The 17254-nt window shown below is 55.9% G+C and carries 10 protein-coding genes; all 10 read left to right on the top strand.

All coding sequences use genetic code 11. The features are described from left to right. Positions 1-45: 45 nt before the first annotated feature. The 10 genes from L6R21_17005 to L6R21_17050 all read left to right on the top strand — a co-directional run bounded on the left by L6R21_17005 (position 46) and on the right by L6R21_17050 (position 17227). Positions 46-2091, top strand: a complete 2046-nt coding sequence (locus L6R21_17005; GenBank protein ID MCK6560896.1) for an alpha-galactosidase — start codon at positions 46-48, stop codon at positions 2089-2091. A gap of 46 nt (positions 2092-2137) precedes the next feature. Then, on the top strand, positions 2138-3322 hold the full coding sequence (locus L6R21_17010; GenBank protein ID MCK6560897.1) for a glycoside hydrolase family 18 protein: 1185 nt from the start codon (positions 2138-2140) through the stop codon (positions 3320-3322). A 174-nt stretch (positions 3323-3496) separates the two neighbouring features. Then, positions 3497-5053, top strand: a complete 1557-nt coding sequence (locus tag L6R21_17015) for a hypothetical protein (GenBank protein ID MCK6560898.1) — start codon at positions 3497-3499, stop codon at positions 5051-5053. 142 nt (positions 5054-5195) lie between these two features. Next, positions 5196-6785 carry a gamma-glutamyltransferase gene (locus tag L6R21_17020; protein ID MCK6560899.1) on the top strand — a complete coding sequence of 530 codons (1590 nt, stop codon included), beginning with the start codon at positions 5196-5198 and terminating at the stop codon, positions 6783-6785. An 18-nt stretch (positions 6786-6803) separates the two neighbouring features. Next, a complete protein-coding gene (locus tag L6R21_17025; protein ID MCK6560900.1) occupies positions 6804-7658 on the top strand; it encodes an MBL fold metallo-hydrolase in 855 nt (284 codons plus the stop codon). A gap of 238 nt (positions 7659-7896) precedes the next feature. Beyond that, entirely contained in the window at positions 7897-9915 is a 2019-nt protein-coding gene (locus tag L6R21_17030) for a hypothetical protein (protein MCK6560901.1), read from the top strand. Between the two features lie 62 nt (positions 9916-9977). After that, positions 9978-11183, top strand: coding sequence for a hypothetical protein (locus L6R21_17035; protein MCK6560902.1), 1206 nt, complete (start codon positions 9978-9980; stop codon positions 11181-11183). Between the two features lie 73 nt (positions 11184-11256). Further along, a complete protein-coding gene (locus tag L6R21_17040) occupies positions 11257-12417 on the top strand; it encodes a hypothetical protein (protein ID MCK6560903.1) in 1161 nt (386 codons plus the stop codon). 60 nt (positions 12418-12477) lie between these two features. Further along, positions 12478-13725 (top strand): Gfo/Idh/MocA family oxidoreductase, encoded by a 1248-nt coding sequence (locus tag L6R21_17045; protein ID MCK6560904.1) that lies wholly within the window; start codon positions 12478-12480, stop codon positions 13723-13725. A gap of 64 nt (positions 13726-13789) precedes the next feature. Then, positions 13790-17227, top strand: a complete 3438-nt coding sequence (locus L6R21_17050) for a fused MFS/spermidine synthase (GenBank protein ID MCK6560905.1) — start codon at positions 13790-13792, stop codon at positions 17225-17227. Positions 17228-17254: the final 27 nt, after the last annotated feature.

A 17254-nucleotide genomic window follows, 5' to 3' on the forward strand; every position in this document is an offset into this window, starting at 1 on the left:
AGGAGTTGATTTGTTCATAACCGGAGAACAAGTATGCGAAACCCAATGAAATCGACCGAAATCGCCTGGCTGGCGGGCATGCTCATTTTGGCAGTCTGGGTTGCCGCCTGCAGTACGCAGAAATCAGCAACCGTGGACGGTAAGAACATCCGGATTGTGTTTGATGGCAAGCTGCACAGCAAAGTTGTGGCAAAACTGGACGGCCGCGCCGTCGAAGTTGGAGACTTTTCACCCAGCGAATTCGTCGTCATTGCCGGAAATGAGGTGAAGGATTTTGCTTTCGCAGGGCAACGGCGGGAAAACCTCGATGACGCCATTGGCAAAGGAACGAAACATCTCATCACGGGCAGCAATGCGGCACTGCGCAAGGAAGTTGCCGTTTCGCTTTATGATGATTTCCCGAGCATTGCGGTGTGCCAGGTTTCTTACACCAACACTGGCGATGCGGAGGTTGTCATCGACGGCTGGACGAACAATCATTACACGGTTTCTGCGACGGAGGCAGGCGAGCCGCGTTTCTGGTCTTATCAAAGCGGATCTTATGAATCCCGTGCGGACTGGGTGTTGCCACTCAAAGCGGGTTTCTCACAAGAAAATTTCATGGGCATGAACGCCTCCGACTACGGCGGCGGCACGCCGGTGGTCGATGTTTGGAATCGCAAGGTCGGTATTGGCGTCGGCCATCTCGCCATGGTGCCGAAATTGGTTTCGTTGCCGGTGAACATGATGGACTCCACCACCGCGTCGTTGAGCGTCCAATTCAAAATGAAGATGACGCTCACGCCCGGCGAATCGCTTGTCACGCTGCCGACCTTTGTGGCCGTTCACCGCGGTGATTATTTTCAAACCCTGGTGGACTATCGCCGGCTGATGATCAAGAAGGGTATTGCGTTTCATGAGCCGCCGGCCTCGACCTATGAGCCGGAATGGTGCGCCTGGGGTTATGAGCGCAAGTTCACCATCGATCAAGTCGTGAACACGCTGCCGATGGCAAAGAAGCTCGGTTATCAGTGGGCGACGCTCGATGACGGCTGGCAAACCGCGGAGGGCGATTGGTATCTCGACCCAAAGAAATTCCCGCACGGCGATGCCGACATGATCGATTTTGTGAGACGCATCAATGCCCAAGGTTTGAAATCGAAACTGTGGTGGGCACCGTTGGCGGTCGATCCCGGCACGGATCTGATCAAGCAGCATCCCGAGTATCTGTTGCTGAACGAAAACGGCTCCCGGCAAGACATCAGTTGGTGGGATGCCTACTATTTGTGCCCCGCGTATCCGCCGGTGCAGGAGTACACCAAAAACCTCGTCAAGACCTTCATGCAGACCTGGGGATTCGAAGGTTTGAAGATCGATGGGCAACACTTGAACGGTGCCCCGCCGTGTTACAACCCGGCGCATCAGCACGCCGATCCCGAAGAGTCCGTCGAGAAAATGCCGGAGTTTTTCAAGGTGATCTATGAAACTGCAATAAGCATTCATCCCAATGCCGTCGTGCAGATTTGCCCGTGCGGCACGGCGTTTTCGTTTTTCACCATGCCTTATATGAATCAATCGGTATCTTCGGATCCCGAAAGCTCCTGGCAGATTCGCTTGAAGGGCAAGACCCTCAAGGCGTTGATGGGACCCAACGCGGCCTATTACGGCGATCATGTCGAGCTGAGCGATGGCCGCGATGACTTTGCCACCACGGTCGGCATCGGCGGCATCATCGGCACGAAGTTCACCTGGCCAGTCGGCGCCAAGCAGGATTCCAAAGTCGACCTGACGCCCGAGCATGAGCCGGTGTGGGCCAAATGGTCGGAAGCATATCACGCGAAAATGTTGCCCGCCGGCACTTATCTCGGCAGCTTGTACGATATCGGCTTTGACAAACCCGAGGCCCATGCGATTCAAAAAGAAGGCAAGATGTATTATGCCTTCTATGCGAACGAATGGAATGGCGAGGTGGAACTTCGCGGTCTCGAGGCACGCAGCTATCGCGTGCTTGATTATGTCAATCAAAAAGATTACGGCAGCGTGAGCGGACCGGCGGCAAAACTTGCGGTGCAATTTAGCCGGAATTTGTTGCTCGAAGCGGTTCCCGAATAATTGGGCCGAAGGCTGGCATGTTGAGATCATTTGGTGAGAGGCGACTATGGCCAAATTTCTGAAATGGACTCTGATCCCTGCGGTTTTTCTTTTTGCGCTGCCGCTGCAGGGACAGCAAAAGGACATCAATGGTTATTTTCCGTCATGGAAATGGCAAAAGAATCGCGAGCGTCTCGACCATCGCTTGATACCCTATCAGAAGTTGACCATCGTCACCTATGCGTTTTTCTATCCACTGGAAAGCGGCGAAATCGTTGGGATGGATCCGGTGGCCGACAGCTATCTTCTTAAAGGCGAAATGGACTCGCTCTCCGGTAACCTCAAGCCAAATAGTTCAATGGTCGCCCTCGCGCATCGCCACGGCGCCAAGATGGTTCTCTCGATTGGTGGCTGGGAGAATTCGAATAAATTCCCGCAGGTCGCTGCCGATCCTTTGAAGCGCGCCAACTTTGCGCAAAGCTGTATCAGGCAAATTACTGACTATGGTTTTGATGGCATCGATGTCGATTGGGAATTTCCAGGTTACGTCCGGCATAAGGGCACACCCGAGGATAAACAGAATTTTACTTTGTTGCTGCAAACCGTGAGAGACAGTCTCCAAGCGCTTGGAAAAAGAACCGGCAAATATTATCTGCTCTCGGCCTCCCTGCCCGCAGCCGCCAGCCATCTGCCCGATATCGAGGTTCAAAAGATCACCGCTATTTTGGATCGTCTCAACCTTATGACTTACGATCTTTTTGGACCGTGGGGCAAGCTCAGCAATCATAACTCCGCGCTCTTCGGCCCGGCGCAGGGCGATTCCGCCCGCTGTGTGGACGGCGCCTTCAAGCTTTATCACAACGAGCATCAAGTACCCGCTGAGAAAATCAACCTGGGCGTTGCTTTTTACGGGCATGCCTACGCCAATTGCACGCAAATCTATACCGAGCATGGCGGCGCAGACACCAAACTCTTTCCGGCGGATGATGGAATACCCTACGCCCTGATCGCTGAGCGCCTCGATCGGTTCAAACGCTTGTGGGACAACAAAGCGCAAGCGCCTTACCTGGTGAGCGAATCGCAAAGAATTCTCGTTTCGTTCGACGACGAGGAATCGGTCGGCCGCAAAGCGGATTATGTGAAGGAAAAAAACGCTGCCGGCCTGATTGTTTGGACATTGCAGGGGGATCGTTTGAAAGATGGGCGGACGCCATTGCTCGATGCGATCTATGGCAGATTTATCGCTCGTTGAAGATTCCAACTGAGGATCGGCGATCAAATAACTTTCCCGATCTCCAACCGCGAATAGACGCGAATCATCGCGAATTAAAAAGCATTAGCGGCCGTTCGCGTTGATTAGCGGTTTAAAGAAAATGAGTAAGTTATTTAAATGACTATCCTGAGAAACATGACAAGGTGATATTTCATGAAACGACGAACTTTCCTGCAAACCGCCGGCGCGGCGGCGCTGGCCGCCGGAGTCGGCGCGAAAAAAGCCGGCGCTTACATCCCGGCGCACAATTGGGATCGCTATGATTTCGGCTCCGGTCCCGAAGTGAGAGATCGTCTTTATCAGGGGCCTTTTCCACAATATGCCCCCGAAGAGTTCTTGCCCGGCAGCGAAGTGGTAATGACCACAACGCCATCAAAAGATATTGTGCCGAATTTCGGCATGGGACTGACGGTGTACATTTCCGGCGATTACTGGCCGCCGCGCACTCAAGGCGATTCGATCGAGAAATATTGTGAGGATTTGATCAAAATTCCCTTTGCGCAGAAAATCTACATCCGCCTGAATTGGCGCGATGTACAGAAGCAGCCCGGCAAACTGGATTTCCCCGAAGGTTGGAAGATTACTTTCGACCTTGCCCGACGTTACAACAAGCGCGTCGGGTTCCGCATTATGCTGGAGAATCCGGATTTCCCCGAGCCGGGGATGCCTGAGTTCTTGATGAACAAAGTTCCTTATGTGAAACTCAAAGGCGAATGGAAGGGCAATCCACAAAATCCGCGCTACCAGAAAGAACACTGCATGCCGCGTTATGATTATCCCGATTATCTGGCGGCGTTCCGTGAGCTGAATGCTCTGCTCGCCGACGAGTTGAACGGTAATCCGCTAGTGGAATACGTGGACACGTTCATGTACGGCTTCTGGGGCGAAGGCCATTCCTGGCCGTTCGACGGCAATCCCTTTCCCGATAACAAGATCGCCGAAGAGACGTTCGTCAAAATGTTCGAGATGCAATTGGAGGCATGGACCAAAACTCCGCTGGTCACCAACACCCAGCCGGATTTCAGTCTGGTCGGCAATTCCGAGTTGCTAGATCGCACCATTCGCACGCACAACTGGATTCGCACCGACACCATCTTCATCGAGAATGAGCAGATCGAAGCGTTGAGCAACCGGCCGCCCTGGGTTGCGGCCATCAGCGAAGTCGGCATGACCACGGCCGATCCCGAGGCCTTGATGATCGACGAAGGGGTAACGCGCACCGATAACATCATTGCCCATGTGATGGACATTGGCGCGAATTACTGGTCGCTGTGGCATTGGCACAACATCGCGCCGAAGCACATTCTAGATTATTACGCAAAATATCCGGAGTACATCGATGAGATCGCGCGCCGGGTGGGTTATCGCGTCCGGCCCTCGTGGATCTGGCATTTCGAAAAAGAAGGTTATCCGGGATTGGTGATCGGCTTTGTCAACAATGGCATTGCCTGCGTGCCGGGTGTGTTGCGCGTTACGGCCTTCAACGACGACGGCAAAGTTCAGGTCAGCGGCTGTCTCGATTCAGGCTATCCGATGACGCGCGGCGTGCGCCAGGCCATGCTGGTGCTGCCCAAAGGCACGGACTGGAAAGGCTTGAAACTGAAGGGTGAGCTTGAAGTCAAAGGCGTGCGGTATCCGCTGCGCTGGGCATGCCATCAGAAGCTCAATGACGATGGCAGCCTGACGCTCCGACCGACCAAAGGGGTGTGAGATGAAGGTGATGAAACCGGTGTTCGACAGGATTGCAGTTGTGGTTGTGTTGCTTTGTTCATGCAATCTTCTGAAGGCGCAAGAGATCGGTACCTCGGCGTCGGGCAAAAATGGGATCGTTGCTGCCGGCAAAAAAGAGGCGGTGGCAGCGGGAACCGCCATCCTGAAAGCCGGCGGCAATGCGGCAGATGCCGCGGTCGCGACGTTGTTGGTGCTCAGCGTCAAACACATCGGCGCTTTTTGCATCGGCGGGGAAGTGCCGCTGATGATTTATGATGCAAAGAAGCGCGAAGTGAAAGTGCTCGCCGGCCAGGGTGCTGCGCCGAAAGATTCGCTGGCGATGGCGTGGTACTACAAGAATGGCATCCCCGGGGACGATATGCGCGCCGCGGCGGTGCCCGCGGTCATTGATCTGTGCGTGACCGCATTGAGCCGTTACGGCACCATGTCCTTCGAACAAGTTGCGACGCCGGCGCTCGCCCTGCTCGAGGCCGGCGGCCCCAACTGGTATCGCGACACCGGCAGCGGCGACACCCTCGACGGCCTCAGCGGCAAGAAAATCGACATTCATCTCTTGAGTGCAGACACCGGCGGCAGAAGCTGGTATGCGGATCTCGCCAAGACGCTGCGCAAGCTTGGTGATGCCGAACGGAACACCACCGGAACGCGGGAAGCGAAATTGAAAGCCGTCGCCGATCGTTTCTATCGTGGTGACATCGCCGATGAGTTGGTTGAATGGTACATTGCATGCGGCGGGTTCTTGCGCAAGCGCGATCTTGCCGAGCATGTGACGCGCGTCGAAGATCCGGTGATGATCACCTACCGCGACTATACCATTCTCAAATGCGATACTTGGACGCAGGGTCCCTACCTCAGCCAGGCGCTGCGGCTGCTTGAAGGCTTCGACCTCAAGCGCATGGGATTTCTTACCGCCGACTACATCCACGTTGTCACCGAAGCCATGAAGCTGGCGCTGGCCGATCGCGATGAGTACTATGGCGACCCGCTGTTTTCAGAAGTTCCCCTGAAAGCCCTGCTTTCTGATGAATACACCAAACTGCGCCGGCAGCTCATTGGCATGAACCAGGCCTCACGCGAGCTGCGTCCCGGCGATCCGATGAATATGCAAGCTCTCCTGCAACGAAAGCCGCGAACATTTCCAGCTTCTGGCGGCACGACCACGTGTGTGGTTGTCGATCGCTGGGGAAGTGTAGTTGCTGCTACGCCCAGCGGCTTGAGCAGCACCGAAGGCTCGGGCGGATCGACGGGCGTGACCCACGGCACACGTTTGGTGATTTTCAATACGTGGCCGGATCATCCCAACCGCATCGAACCCGGCAAACGCCCGCGTACGACACTGACGCCGACGCTGGTGCTCAAGAACGGCAAGCCGGTGATGGCGATCAGCGTTGCCGGCGGGGACATGCAGGATCAGGCGGCGCTGCAGCTCATTCTCGATCATGTCGATTTCCAAATGAGCCTCGAGGAAGCGATGTCCGCGCCGCGCTTTTCGACCGATCATTTCATCGGCTCGTTCGGCCAGGACAAGCCCAGACTCGGAAGCTTGAGTCTTAATCAGCGCATAGACGAAGAGGTTGGAAAGGAACTCGAGCGGCGCGGACATACGGTCAAGACCACCCGATCCAACATCGGCGGGGTTGCCATGTTGCTGATTGATCCGAAGAGCGGCATGTGCCAGGGCCAAGGCGCCGCTGCCGGCGGACTTGAGTGAGAGGTGAGGGAGAGCAATATGTTGAAGGGCCTAGTACAATTCATTACTTCTATGATGGCGCTGGTGGCACTGATTCCCGCTGCTGCGCAGACACAAGATGCACCCACGCGTCTTATAGACGACATTCGTGCTCATCGTTCCGGCATTGCGGTGTGGTGGACCGGCCACAACGGCTGGCTCATCAAAGCGGACGGGGTGCTCATTGGAACCGATTTGTGCCTGGAGCAATCCGATCGCGCCATTCCCTCGCCGGTGTCTGCCACAGAATTGGCGAGCGAGCTGGATGTTTCGTTCATCACCCACGAGCACGGCGATCATTTTGAACGGGAAACCTCGAAAATCCTTGCGGAAAAATCCGACTGCATGTTTGTGCTCCCGCGGAATTGTGTGCAGATCGCGCAAGAGGAGACAGCCATCCCCGCGTCTCGGCTCATCGTCGCCACTCCCGGTCAGCCGTTTGCGGCCAGAGGCGTGCAGGTCAAACCGTTGCGGGCGATTCATGGCAATCCGAAGTTCGCGATTTTTGCGGAGGCCAATCTCGAAGACTGCGGTTATTTGATCATGCTCGGCGGCAAGCGTTTTTTGCAGCCCGGCGATTCGGTGTTGTTGGAGGATCATCTTTTCCTCGACCATGTCGACGTGCTGTTCTTCTCGCCGACGGAACACAACATGCACATCGACCGCTCGGTGATTCTCATCAACGAGCTGGAACCGGACTACATTCTTCCGCAGCATCGTGATACGTTCAAAGTCACGCCGGAGAATCGCTATTGGACGAGCGCTTATCCTTATGAAGTAAAACTGCTGCTTTCCAAGCCGCTGCAAGAACGCTATCACATTTTGGCGATGGGAGAAAAGATCATCATCCGCTGAGCCGGTTCATTCCCTGTGTTGCCAAAGAACAGGAATCGTAGCCTTGCCCCCCTGCGGGCACTGTTGCAATCGTGAGTTTATTGGCTTCGATAGCCGCCCATCTCGTCCCGCTTCCGTGAAAACAATGAGACGAGGCGGGGCAAGGGGCGGGGACTACAACCTGTTCATCCGACTAAAAACCGCTGTAGATTTGGTGATTTTCGAAGAGATCATCAGTATCGATTTGGAGAAAAAGTCTATGCAAAAGCCACTGCTACAAATCGCCATGGCGGGTTTGTTTTTGATCGCAACCTCGTGCAGCAGTCCCAAGCCGCAAACACAACAACCGCAACAGAATTGGACGCACTTTGTCCGCATCGCCGGACACGGCTTGAATCTCAACAACGTCGATAACATCATCAAGAGCGCCACGGAGACCCACGTCTTCGGTATCGAAACCGACAATGATATTCCCGGCCGCTACGAGAGTTTTCTTGATCCCACCGAAAAGCTGCAAGCAATCAAGGCCATGGCGGACAAGGCGCACGCCATCGGTAACCATGCCTTTGTCTACATTGCCGGACTCGAATGCATCACCGCGAATGCCGACGAAACCGAGCGCACCTTTTTCAAGGAGCATCCCGACTGGGTGCAGCGCAAGCTGAGCGGCGAGCCGGCGATCTTCGGCGGCGGCACTGCGTTTTGGATCGATGAGGGCGACGAAGACGTGTGGATCAGTCCTTATGCGCAAGAGTGGCGTACGATCTACATGGAACGTGTGCGCCAAATCGCGGCCACCGGCATCGACGGCATCTTTGTAGACATTCCCTACTGGATGACGCATTTCGACGGCTGGGAAGATTCCTGGGCCAGCTTCGATGACTACACCGTTGCCGCATTCAAGGCCAAAACCGGTTTGAATGCCAAAACCGATTTGAAGCTGGGAAACTTCAGCGATGCCAACTTCCTTCGCTGGATCGACTTTCGCATCGCGACGCTGACCGCATTCATGCAGGAGATCGCTGACAATGTCAAAGCCGTCAATCCGAAGTGCATGACCATCGCCGAGATCTATCCGGGCATCGAGGAGAGCGCGGTGCGCGTCGGCGCCGATGTCTATGACATGTATCCCGTCGTCGATGTGATCGCCCATGAGTATAGCGGCGGTGGCGGCAATGCTGCTTCGAAGAATCCGCTGAATTGGTTTTCTTATCTCAGCGGCATGTATTCCTTCCGCGCCTTTGCCGGCGGCAAGGCTTCCTGGATGCTAACCTACTCGTGGGATGGCGAGGAAAAAATCAATCCCGCCGAGGCGATGAAGAATCTGGCGCTGGCGAATGTGATGGCCGGCACCAATTGCTGGGATGCGCGCGGCCACGTGATGTCCGGCTCGAACGACATGGCGGCGCGCACGGAGATTTTCAAGTGGATCGCCGAGCATGAAAAGACCTTCTATCTCCCGCGGCAGCCGATCAAACCCATTGGCGTTTATTTCTCCCCGCAGACCCGCAACTATTTTGCCGATGACTTCATGGCGTCCTACAAAGGCATCATGTATTTGCTGCTGCAGGCGCATCTCGAGTTTCAAATCGTTACGCCGCGAGACCGCCAGAATTTCGCAGGTGAAGTGTTGCTTGTCCCTGATGCCAAATGTTTGAGCAAGGATGAACTGAGTTATTTCGAGCAGTATGTCAAATCGGGCAAAACGTTGATCATCACCGGCGAAACCGGCAAGTGTGATGACACCGGACTGCTGCTGGCGTCGAATCCGTTGCACGAGTTGTTCGGCATCACCGACGCGACCCAACCCGTGAGTCTCAACCGGCCAATGAAAGTCAGCTTCACGCCGCAGTGTCCGGGCAAGGCCTATGCCGAGATTTTGAAAAGCGAATTCAATGACTTTGCCGTGAGTGGCGATTATCAAACCGCCCAATTCCAGCAGCAGCAAGCCAGTTTTGTCGGCGAGTTGACTGACGTGCACGGCTACCAACCGGCGGTTGCCGTCGAGGCCTCGCCGTTTGTCTCCGCGCAAATCGCCAAGGTGGATGGCAAACCGCACGTGTTCCTTGCGAATTTCAAAGGCCTGAAGGGCGATGAAAACGCCGTGCAGACACCGGAGCAAAATGTCAAAATCACTTTTCCGGCAAAGCAGAATTCCAAAATATTTGCATTGCCATTCATGGGAGCGACTCAGGAAATTGCCGGCGAATGGCGCGACGGCCAGATGACTTGCGTGATCCCACAAATCGACAAAGGCATGGTGGTGTGGTGCGAATGAGTCGTGGCTGGACGGCGATGGGCAGAATGCGAACTGCGAAGATGATGCAGCCTCGAAGGCTGATGGCACTTTTGCTGGCGGGCTGGCTTGGCAACGCCGCCGGCCAGGAACGCGAGCTTGGCCGTATCGTGCTCAGTGAGCCGGCCGGCTTGCCGCGAATGGAGGAATACGTCGAAGTCAGTCTGCAAGCGTCTGTTGATGAAATCTCCATTCCAGGCGACATGGTTTATGCGATCGCAGAAAACAGCGGCAAGAAAATCGAATGCCAGATTTTTCAGAAACGGATTTTGCCTGCCGAGAAGCAGGTGTTGTTCTCGCTCATCTTTCCGGTTTCATTGCAGCCTCACGAGCGCCGCGTGTTGCATCTCAAAACCGGACTGCCGAATGTTGCGCAGACGAATCCCGCCACTGATCTCCAAGCCCATGGCGATGCACTTGAACTGCGCGTGGAGAATGAATTCTTCATTGCCGACTTGACCTCGTCCACCTCCTCGGAAGGCAAGAGCCATCGCTCCGGACAATTGCGCGAGTTGTTCATCAAGAGCGGCTTGAACCAACTGCTGTCACGCCGCGAAAACCGCATGCACTGGGCGCCCAATTTTCAGCGGGCCGGAGCGGAAGAATACAGCACGATCGCAGGGTGGGAATCGCCGCGCCTGGCAACGCTGGAGCAGGGGCCATACCTGATTCAAATGCAACGGCAGGACGTTGCTCCCGGCCATCCAGAGATTTTGCTGTCCGCGACATACAAATTCTATGCACACCAGCCCTATTTCAAGTTTGTCTCGACCATGGCAATCAGCCGTGAGATTAGCCTGGTATTGCTGCGCAATGACGAGATGACCATGGACAGCCTGTTCACGCATGTCGCTTTTCAACGTCCGGGCGGAGAGGTTTTCGAGTTGCCGCTGGCGGAACGGTACGCCGTGCTTGAGCAGCAGCCGATTGAACACGACGCACCGTGGCTTTGTTTTTATCATCGTGAGAAAGACTATGCCTTCGGAAGCATCAGGCTGCGGGAGGATAATACAAACAGTTTTGGTTCGCCCTCGCCAACTTCTGAGCCGCATACGAGAATCAGCGATGGCGCCAACGGCGGGAAGTATTGGAACCGGCGGTTGGTCAGTGAGCGGGCGACGATCCTTCCCAAAGGCAGTCGCTACGCTGAAGAAAATGCGTACCTGGTTTTCAAAATCGAAAACGGTGATCGTTTAGCCGCCATCAAATATTGGGCTGAGCGATTGCGGAATCCCATTCGAGCGAATTGAGAACGTGAAGCGATTTCTCCTTGTGACAGGTTTTCTGTTGCTGCTTTCAGCGGCATCCGCTCAGGACCGCGAGTTGGCTCGCATTGTTTTGACCGAGCCAATCGGCCTGGCGCGCAGCCGCGAGTATGTGAAACTGTCGCTGCAAGCCGAAGCCGGGGCGTTGGCAGATTCGCATGCCGCATTGCTGGCAATCGATGCCGCGACGCAGCGTGCCATCCCGTGTCAGGTTTTCAACCAGCAGCTCTCGGCCAATGGCGAAGCAGTGCTCTTTTCCGTCATTTTTCCGGTCACGCTGCAGGCTGGAGAGACCAAAATTCTGTCGCTGGGAACAAGTCGCGAGAGCGGCTCGCGTTCCCAGCCCGTCACCGACCTGTTGCTGGAAGGCAAGGGAACGGAGTTGCGGATCGCGAACAAGTTTTATGTCGCGGATCTGCGGCGCAGTGAGCGCGCCGAGCCGCAAAGCCATGCCTCAGGTCAGATTCGTGAGCTGCTCATCGAGGAATTCAATCAACTGCTGACCAATGCCGAAGACCGGTTGCACTGGGCGCCGAATTTCAAGCGGCCGGGGATGGAGTATTACACGACGATTGCGCACTGGAATGAGCCGCGCGTGCAGGCGATCGACAACGGCAGGTATTTGATCCAGACGCGGCGTCAAGACCTTGCTCCCGGTCATCCGGAAATTTTACTGACGGCAGTTTACAGCTTCTATGCAAAAGAGCCCTATTTCGAATTCTATTCCAGCATGGAAGTCACCGAGGATCTCTGGCTCGAGCTGCTGCGCAATGACGAGATGACCATGGACAGCATGTTCACGCATCTCGCATTTCAGCGGCCGGAGGGCGAAATCGTCGATGTGCCTTTTGCTGAAAGATATGAGTTGCTGCAGCAGCGGCCGATTGAAAACGAGGCGCCGTGGTTGTGCTTCTATCACGCCGAGAAGCAGTATGCTTTTGGCAGCATTCGGCTGCAATATGATCTGACGAACGCGTTGGGAGAGCCTTCGCCGACCTATCAGGCGCACACGCAAATCGGCGAATGGCTCGGCGGGATCAAATACTGGAATCGCCGCCTCATTCACGATCACCTGACTTTTGTTCCCAAGGGCAGCCGCTACGTTGAGCGCAATGCCTATGTCGTTTTCCGGATTGGCGCACCTCAACGTTTTGAAGCGATCGAGAACCTGGCGCGGCAGCTCAGAAACCCGATTCGAGTTTCTGTATTGCCGCAGTGACCGGTGATGGTTGGATCCAACGCGTGAACCTTAACGAGTTTCTTTGAAGGAGAAGCCATCGTGAACAAGAAAGTCTCCCGCCGGGAATTTCTCAAAATCAGCGGCGCCACCGCCGCCGGCATGACGCTGGGCCTCAGCGCGATGATGCCGGGTGACGCGCGCTCTCCGGCTGCTGCCCCGCTCCGCATCGGCGTCATCGGCACCGGCGATCGCGGCGCGTGGGAAGTCTATATCCTCAAACAGACCCCAGGCACTTCAGTTGTGGCCTGCTGCGACATTCTTCCGAAACATCTCGAGAACGGTATGGAGCACGCTGCCAAGAATGCCAAGGGCTACAGCGATTATCGCAAGCTGCTCGACGATCCGCAGGTCGACGCCGTCTTGATCTGCACGCCGCAGCATCTGCATCACTCCATGGCGCTCGATTGTCTCAGCGCCGGCAAGGACATCATCTGCCAGAAAACAATGACGCTGAATATTCAAGAGGCGCTGAGTTTGTCAAAAGCGGTCAAAGCCTCGAACAAAGTCTTTCAGGTCGCCTATCAATGGATGAGTTGTCCTCTGTTCCAGGAAGTTCGCCGCCGCATCCAAAGCGGCGAGTGCGGGAAAATCACCCACATTCGCTGCAACTACAATCGCAACGGCAACTGGCGCGTGCCGGTGGATGATCCGGGCCACGAACGCCTGCTCAACTGGCGCATGTATCGCGAATACTCCGGCGGCTTGATGGCGGAGCTGTGCTCGCATCACGTCAATATCGTGAACTGGGTGCTTGGCGCGGTGCCGGTGAAAGTGTCCGGCATGGGTGGCATCGACTACTGGCAGGACGGCAGGGAGACCTACGACAATGTCAGCGCGATGTTCGAGTATCCCGGCGGCGTCAAGGCGAGTTTTCAGGCGATCACCACCAATGCTTTTGAAGACGTCGCCATGGTTTTCATGGGCACCGAGGGCACGATCGAAATGAAGAAAGAGGAGGGCCACGTCGCCAACTTCTATGCCGAGCGCAAAAGGGTTGAGGCCGTGCTTTCGCAGGAGGAGATCGGCAAGCTCGACGCCATTACCAGCGCCACCAGAAAAGCCTGGGCGCGCGGCGAGGCGATTCCGATAACGGTGGCGAACAACACGAACGACGATCTGGAAACGACGCGTGCGATGTTTCTCGAGTTCGTCGAATGTGTTCGCAGCCGCACCCAGCCGACTTCGAATGTAAACAACGGCCGCGACGTTGCCATTGCCGTGGACATGGCAAATTTGGCGATGCAAAAGCAAACCATGGAATACTGGAAACCGGAATATGCCGGATGAGCGCTTCGCGCCAGCGAGGCACATCATTCCGTAGACCTGGATGAACCACACGCTGTGAAAAGCCATGGCCAGAATCGTTATCTTCATCGCTTTCTTTCTCTCCGGAGTGACCGGTCTGCTGTACGAGATCGTCTGGGTGAGAATTTTCGGATTGATCTTCGGCAACACCACCCTGGCGTTGAGCGCGGTGCTGGCCGCGTTCATGATGGGTCTGGCCGGCGGCGGACTGATGCTTGGCAAAATCGCCGACCGCCATGAACATCCGCTGAAGCTCTATGCCTGGCTCGAGGCCGGCGCGGGTCTGTGTGCGCTACTCATTCCGCTGTTGCGCGCCCCGATGGAATCCCTCTTTGCCTTCCTCTATCCCCAAGCGGCGAGCCAGGCAACGCTGTTCTTCCTGCTGAAATTCCTCGTCGCCTTTCTCCTCATGTTTCCCGCAACATTTCTCATGGGCGGGACCCTGCCGGTGCTCAGCCGCGCAGTGGTGCGTGAGTCTGAACGCACTGGATTCGGCATCGGCACGCTGTACGGTGTGAACACGCTGGGCGCCATGGCCGGCTGTTTCGTCACCGGCTTTGTGCTCATTCGCGTGATCGGTGTTGCCAATGCCATCTATGCGGGAGTGCTCACCAATTTCATCATCGCGGCAGGCGCTTATCTGCTCTGGCGGTTTTCGGTTGCGAGCAGAACTGCTCCCGCGCTTGCGCGCGCGGCGGAAGAGGCTCCGCTGGATCAACGCGTCAAGATCGTGCTGGCTGCCGTTGCCCTCTCGGGATTTGCGGCGCTCGCCTATGAAGTCTTGTGGGCGCGTGTTCTGGTTTTTGTGATGACCAATTCGGTTTACGCCACAACCGTGATGTTGACCACCATGCTCTGCGGCATTGGCGTCGGCTCCTTTGTGGCCGCGCGCCGCGTGGATCGCGCGCGGAACCTGTTTGCGGTTTTCGGCTGGATCGAGATCGGCATCGGGTGCAGCGCTCTTCTCGCCGCAATCGTGTTGATCAACCTGTCGTGGATTCACGACCGCATTTTCACCATTGGCCCGCGGACTTCGTGGTGGACCTGGAACGGCGTGCGTTTCTTCGAAGCATTTCTGGTGATGTTTCTGCCTGCGCTGTTGATGGGCGCCAGTTTTCCCGTCGCCGGCAAGATTGCGGCGCCGCGGCTGCAAAACCTCAGCTCGCGGCTGGGACTGGTTTATTTCTGCAACACTCTGGGCGGCGTGGCCGGGTCTTTCCTCACCAGCTTCATTCTCATTTCAGCGCTGGGCACCTCTGCCACCGTCACGGCAATGGTGTTGCTCAATCTCCTGCTCGGCGTTTTTCTGATTCAGTATGAGCGGCGGCACTTATCGCGGCGATTTGTGGCAGGCTTTGCGGTGGTTGGCATGCTCATTCTGACTCTGGGCATTCGCGCCACGCCAGCGACGCTGTTCACAGTCGCCTATTCCCATGTCGAAAAGGATTTTCCGCTCATCGACTACCGCGAGGGCATCGAAGGCACAGTCACCGTCCACGAGCAAGTCAAACCGTTCTCGCGCACCAAGAGAATCGACGTCGACGGACTGAACGTTGCCGGCACCAGCTTCATGCTCAAAACGTTGCAGACCTTGCAGGGACACATTCCCCTGTGTTTGCATCCCAATCCACAATCGGCGCTGCAGATCGGATTCGGCACCGGAGAAACTTCCAAATGCGCGCTGCGGCATCCGCTCGCTGACTTTCAGGTTGCGGAAATCTCGCAGGACGTGCTGGAGCTCTCCGATGTTCATTTTCGAGAGCTTAACGAAGGCGTGCTCAAGCATCCGAAGTTTGATTATGCCATCGTCGACGGCAAGAACATCGTCAAGTATGCCGGGCAGCGTTATGATGTGGTGATGAATGATGGCAACTATGCAGTGGCCACCAGCAGCGCTTCGCTGTTTACCAAAGATCATTTCGAAAACTGCCGCGACCGCCTCCAGCCCGGTGGCATCGTTTCGACGTGGATGACGATCGATTTGGATCCGGTGGATTTTGCCATTGTCCTCAAGACCTTTCAATCAGTGTTTCCCTATTGCGCGCTGTGGATGGCGCCCAATTGCATCAACAAGCAGATTGTGCTGCTGGGATCGGTCGAGCCCTGGCAGATTGATTTTCAGAAACTCAGCGCGCGCCTGGCGATCCCGGCGGTCAAAAAAGATTTTGAAGCAATCAATATCAGTTCGGTGTATGATTTTCTCGATTGCTTCATGCTCGACCATCGCGGGATTGCGGAGATCAGCGCGGCGTATCCGATCAACACCGACGATCGCCCCCTTCTGGAGTTTTCCACGCGCGATATCCGGTCGCGGGATTTCTGCGCGTTTATCAATCTTGGCGCTATTGCCGCGCGCCGCCCGTGGCTCGGCGAAATGATCACCAACCTTCCCGACGACGCAGCGCAGAGACAAAAAATCGAGAGTGACCTGCGGCGACACCATGGGGCCACCAGACTGCTGCTCGCCGGCATGGTGGAGGCTTATCAGGGCAAGACTCATGCGTCGCTGCAGACGCTGATGGCGGGTTCAAAGCTCATCCCGGAAAGTAATCTGGCGAGAGAATATTTCCAGCGCGCGGATCTTCTGGGTAACGAGTTGATTGCCACTGCTGCCCTCGACCGCCGCAACCTCGAAGCGCAGGTCAATCTTGCGCGGCACCTGATCGGATTGGCGAGGTATGAAGAGGCCTTGAAAGTCCTGAACGCCGTCGAGGCGCCGCATGCTTCTCACCCGCTGGTGCAATACGAGCTGGCGCGGTGTTACCTGGCGCAGGACAGAGTCGATTCCGCGAAGACGGCCATTCAAAAGGCAACTGCTGCCCACCCGCAGTTTGTCGACGCATTGTTTTTGGAAGGAGAACTCCTTTCGCGGGAAGAGGCGTTTGACCGGGCGCTCATTCTTTATGAAAAGATTCTGCAGATCGATCCGCGCATGTATGAAGCGCATAATGCCATCGGCCGGGTCTATCGGCGGCAGCAGCAGTACGCCGAGGCAATCGCAGCATTCGAAACATCGCTGGCGATCATGGAATTCCAACCGGCAGTTGTTGAGGCCATCGGCGATTGTTATCGTGAAGCGCGCGATCTCGGAAAAGCGATCGGTTTCTACCAGAAGGCGCTGGGCATGGGAGGAGAGAAGGCGAGTTTGTTTTTCAGTCTCGGCAATGTCTTCTATCTGAGCAAGGAGTTCGCCAGGGCCGGCGTCTGTTACGAAAACGCCTTGCGCACCGATTCGACCAACGCCGAGATCTATTACAACCTCGGCAACGCCCTGATGATGCAGAAGAAAATCCAGGAAGCTGCTGCGGCGTATGCGCAAGCCGTGAAGATCAACGACGGCGAACCGGATTATTTCAACAATCTGGCCTTGTCTTATCGCGAGCTGGGCAGATTGACCGAGGCAAGAAGAGTCTTTGAGCGCGGTCTGGCGCTGCATCCCGATTCGCGCATGCTCATTGAGAATTATCGAGGCATTCTGCGGTAGAACCGCGACAGGTCGCGTTCCTACATC

It is taken from the genome of bacterium (genome assembly GCA_023150945.1).
Classification (GTDB): Bacteria; Zhuqueibacterota; Zhuqueibacteria; order Zhuqueibacterales; family Zhuqueibacteraceae; genus Coneutiohabitans.

Coding starts and splice junctions, on each gene's coding strand:
- L6R21_17050 (MCK6560905.1), top strand. CDS start 13,790: ATGGCCAGAATCGTTATCTTCATCGCTTTCTTTCTCTCCGGAGTGACC.
- L6R21_17010 (MCK6560897.1), top strand. CDS start 2,138: ATGGCCAAATTTCTGAAATGGACTCTGATCCCTGCGGTTTTTCTTTTT.
- L6R21_17035 (MCK6560902.1), top strand. CDS start 9,978: ATGGCACTTTTGCTGGCGGGCTGGCTTGGCAACGCCGCCGGCCAGGAA.
- L6R21_17030 (MCK6560901.1), top strand. CDS start 7,897: ATGCAAAAGCCACTGCTACAAATCGCCATGGCGGGTTTGTTTTTGATC.
- L6R21_17005 (MCK6560896.1), top strand. CDS start 46: ATGAAATCGACCGAAATCGCCTGGCTGGCGGGCATGCTCATTTTGGCA.
- L6R21_17025 (MCK6560900.1), top strand. CDS start 6,804: ATGTTGAAGGGCCTAGTACAATTCATTACTTCTATGATGGCGCTGGTG.
- L6R21_17015 (MCK6560898.1), top strand. CDS start 3,497: ATGAAACGACGAACTTTCCTGCAAACCGCCGGCGCGGCGGCGCTGGCC.